This is a genomic window from Streptomyces sp. SID11385 (genome assembly GCF_010548245.1).
Taxonomy (GTDB): domain Bacteria; phylum Actinomycetota; class Actinomycetes; order Streptomycetales; family Streptomycetaceae; genus Streptomyces.
Genome location: NZ_JAAGLR010001130.1, coordinates 1 through 2219, shown reverse-complemented (window position 1 = coordinate 2219; position 2219 = coordinate 1). Strand labels below are relative to the sequence as shown.

At 75.1% G+C, this 2219-nt stretch carries 3 protein-coding genes; all 3 read left to right on the top strand.

Annotated elements, in window-relative coordinates; all coding sequences use genetic code 11:
• Window positions 1–388, top strand: a 388-nt coding sequence (locus G3I42_RS34520; RefSeq protein ID WP_239096879.1) for an SAV_6107 family HEPN domain-containing protein, incomplete at its 5' end; no start/stop codon positions are given.
• 112 nt (window positions 389–500) lie between these two features.
• A complete protein-coding gene (locus tag G3I42_RS34515; RefSeq protein ID WP_164291601.1) occupies window positions 501–1253 on the top strand; it encodes a methyltransferase in 753 nt (250 codons plus the stop codon).
• 253 nt (window positions 1254–1506) lie between these two features.
• Window positions 1507–1923: a DUF3040 domain-containing protein gene (locus G3I42_RS34510; protein ID WP_164291600.1), complete on the top strand. Its 417-nt coding sequence runs from the start codon at window positions 1507–1509 to the stop codon at window positions 1921–1923.
• Window positions 1924–2219 lie beyond the last annotated feature (296 nt).

Sequence of the window (2219 nt, the reverse complement as noted above, 5' to 3'; positions counted from 1 at the left end):
CGCCGCGCGCGATCTGCTCGACCGGGCGCGGGAGGAGCTGGCGGTGGCGCGGGACGAGACCGGTGCGGAGCGGTATGCCGCCGCGCACCGGGCCGCGTTGCGGGCCGCCTCGGCCGTGCTCGCGGTGCACAGGCCGCCGCCGGGTACGCGGCCCCGTGGCCGCCGGGGTATCCGCAGCGCGTGGGAGACGCTCGCCGAGGCGGTCCCCGACCTCGCCCCCTGGACGCTCCTCTTCACCGCGAGCGCCGCCCACCGCGCCCGTGCCGAGGCGGGACTCCACGACCCGGCCAGTACCGGCCAGGCCGACGAACTCCTCCGCGCGGCCGAGGACTTCACCCAGCAGGCCACGACCTTGCTGGCCCTCCCTGAACCGTACGAGACCCCCTGACCCGCCCGCCCCCGCCGTCCCGCCCGCCGCCCCGGAAGGCCCGCCCGCGCGAGAGGCCCACCAGGACATAAGCTGAGCCCACCACTTCGCCCACCCCCTCCGCAGGAGCACCGTGTCCGACCCGATGCGCCCCCGCGCCGCCCTTCGCACCGCCGTCGTCTGGGATGTCCTGAAGGCCGCCCTCGACGGTGCGGGGCAGACCCTGGACGTGCTCGACACCGGCGGGGGCACCGGGAACTTCGCCGTGCCCGTCGCCCGGCTCGGCCACCGGGTCACCGTCGTGGACCCCAGCCCCAACGCGCTCTTCGCGCTCGAACGCCGTGCCGCCGAAGCCGGCGTCGCCGACCTCGTGCACGGGGTGCAGGGCGATGTCCACGGTCTCTTCGACGTCGTCGGGCGCGAGAGCTTCGACGTCGTGCTGTGCCACGGCGTCCTCGAATACCTCGACCGGCCCGCCGCCGGCCTCGGCAACGTCGTCGCCGCGCTGCGCCCCGGCGGCACCCTGAGCCTCCTCGCCGCCGGTCTCGGCGGCGCCGTCCTCGCGCGCGCCCTCGCCGGGCACTTCTCCGAGGCCCGCGAAGCCCTCGACGACCCCGAGGGGCGCTGGGGCGCCGCCGACCCCGTGCCGCACCGCTTCACCGCCGGACAGCTCACCGCGCTCGTCGCCGAGGCCGGTGTCGAGACCGGCGCCGTGCACGGGGTACGGGTCTTCTCGGACCTCGTGCCCGGCGTCCTCGTCGACACCGAGCCCGGCGCGCTCGACGCCCTCCTGCGCCTCGAAGCCGCCGCCGCGGCCCGCCCCGAGTTCCATGCGGTGGCCACCCAGTTGCACGTGCTCGGCCGCAAGAGCGCGGCCGACGGCTGAGCCCGCGGGCGGCCGGTCTTCCTCGACCCGCCGTCCTCGGCACAGGCGCCGTATGATCGGAGGAGGCCGCCCGGCATGGCGTCGGGGTTCGCGGGAATGCTGGTGTCAACCGGTGTACCGGCGGACCCCCGGTGTCCGGCCGGTCGCGTCCGGTGAATTGGCGCAGAGGGGCGGGTTTCACGGGGGCGATTCCCTGCCTATCCTTAAGGGGACCCCCGGTCGCCCCGGCGACTGCACGATGAGGAGGACTCCCGTGCCGCTCTCAGAGCACGAGCAGCGAATGCTCGAGCAGATGGAGCGAGCGCTGTACGCCGAAGATCCCAAATTCGCGACAGCGCTTGAGGGAAGCAAGCTGCGCACGTACACCCGACGCCGGGTGTACCTGTCGGTCGTGGGCTTCCTGGTCGGCATCGCGCTCCTTGTCGGCGGAGTCGGCCAGGGCGGTGTGAGCAGCGTCGTCTTCGGCGTCATCGGCTTCCTCGTGATGCTCGTCTGCGCGGTACTCGCGATCACCGGCTGGCGCAAGGCCCCCAAGCCCGGCGAGCAGCAGGCTCCCGCGCCCGGCGGCCAGGCGACGGCCCCACCCGGCCGTACCGCCCGCCAGAAGCGCGGGATGATGGACCGTATCGAGCAGCGCTGGCAACGGCGCCGCGACGAATCCGGCCACTAGCGCAAAACTTCGGACGCGCCACTTTTCTTCACGCGGAAGGGGCGGACCTCCACCGAGAGGTCCGCCCCTTCCGCGTACCCGGGTCCCGCCGGGCGATTCCTCACAGGCCACCCGACGTCAGCCTGCCCACCCGGCGTCAGCCTGCCCACCCGGCGTCACCTCGCCCCCGTCCGCCCGCCCGGCCTCACCCCGCCTCGCGCGTCCCGCGCACCCGCACCCACCCCGCGACACGTCCTCGCACCGCCGTCCCCCGCGCCGACAGCGCGCGGCCGAGGCGGCCCGCCGAGGAGCGGGGT